The organism is Microcoleus sp. AT8-B5 (assembly GCF_036705565.1).
GTDB lineage: Bacteria > Cyanobacteriota > Cyanobacteriia > Cyanobacteriales > Microcoleaceae > Microcoleus.
The window spans coordinates 1-1,311 of the sequence record NZ_JAUBUY010000122.1; the positions used below are offsets into that span (position 1 = coordinate 1).

The following is a 1,311-nucleotide window of genomic DNA, read 5'->3' on the forward strand; positions in this document are numbered from 1 at the left end:
CTTTGGTATTTCTATTTAACTTTAGTTGCCAGGCTGGACGTTATAAAATATCCCGCCTTCGGCAATACCCTAACGTTATGTGGCATTTTAAACAAACATCATTCTAACTATGGGAGCTTGGGGGACAGGAATACTTCAGAACGACACAACTGCTGACATTTGGGTAGAGTTTAAAGAACTGTATAACAAGGGACTTTCCCTTAAAGAAATCAGACTTAAACTTGAAAAGGAATACAAGCCACAAAGTGATACAGAATATTATGGAGAAATTTGGACAGGAATTGCGTATGGACAATGGATGTGTGGCGACGTTGAAGATTATACTTTCAAGAAACTGAATGACGCTACTAAATTAAAATGGCTGACACTTTGGGCAGACGATAAAAAGCTTCTTGAAAAAAGAATTAACGCAATTTCTAATTTCAAACAAAAAATTCAAACGCCAAGACCAAATCCACTAAAAAGAAAAAAAATTGTTGAGAGACCGATAATTTATAAAAGGGGCGACGTTATAGCATTGAAAATTGACGACTATAATTCTTTAACAGGAATTGTCGTTGAAACCAATGAGCATCCCAACTATTTAGAGAACACCATAATACTAACTGACCTTGTATTTACTGACACACCCACAGAAAATCAAATCTTAAGTTCTAATGTATTATACCTTGACATTGGCGGTGAATATCGTTATCATCGTGGCTTTTTCAGAGCATTGTTTACGACAAAGAATATGGCAAGAAAAGCCAAGCAGACTACAAAAATTGGTGAATTACAAATAAAAGATTGTCTTTCGGTCGGAAATGGATTAAAAATTGGAGACTGGAACAAAATAGGAGCTTTATATTTTGAGCAAATCGAGTTTTTAAAAACAAATAAATCCGACAAACCTTTTAATGTTTCACTTAAAGACCTAATAAATCCCAATCAAAAATTACAAGACAAACTCATTGATTGGGACAAAAAGCTATTTCAAGAAAAATTGGAAAGCAGACGACAAAACGCCACATAACATTGGTATTGCCAATAGTGGGGCTTGACATTGAAACAATCAGCAGCGGTAATTCTGCTGTACTGCGGTTCGGGGCTCGACGAATAAAGCCCAGCTTTAGTTCTTATTATTAAACTTTATCAAAAAGCCAGGCAGCAGTTCCGGGCGGACGAATATAAAATTCCCCACCATCGGCAATACCTGAACGTTGCATGTAACTTTTGACACAACGCATTTGCTGCGGATCTCTCCTTATCGACGAAACGCAGCAGCATTTGTTCAAGTGTCAGCATTCACAATCATTCATCGCTTTGTTCCTG

The 1,311-nt window shown here is 36.9% G+C and carries 1 protein-coding gene; it reads left to right on the forward strand.

The window, feature by feature from the left end; translation table 11 throughout:
• The first annotated feature begins 109 nt into the window (after positions 1 to 109).
• Complete coding sequence (locus QUB39_RS30470) at positions 110 to 1,012, forward strand: hypothetical protein (RefSeq protein WP_333245851.1); 903 nt, start codon at positions 110 to 112, stop codon at positions 1,010 to 1,012.
• The last annotated feature ends 299 nt before the right edge of the window (positions 1,013 to 1,311 follow it).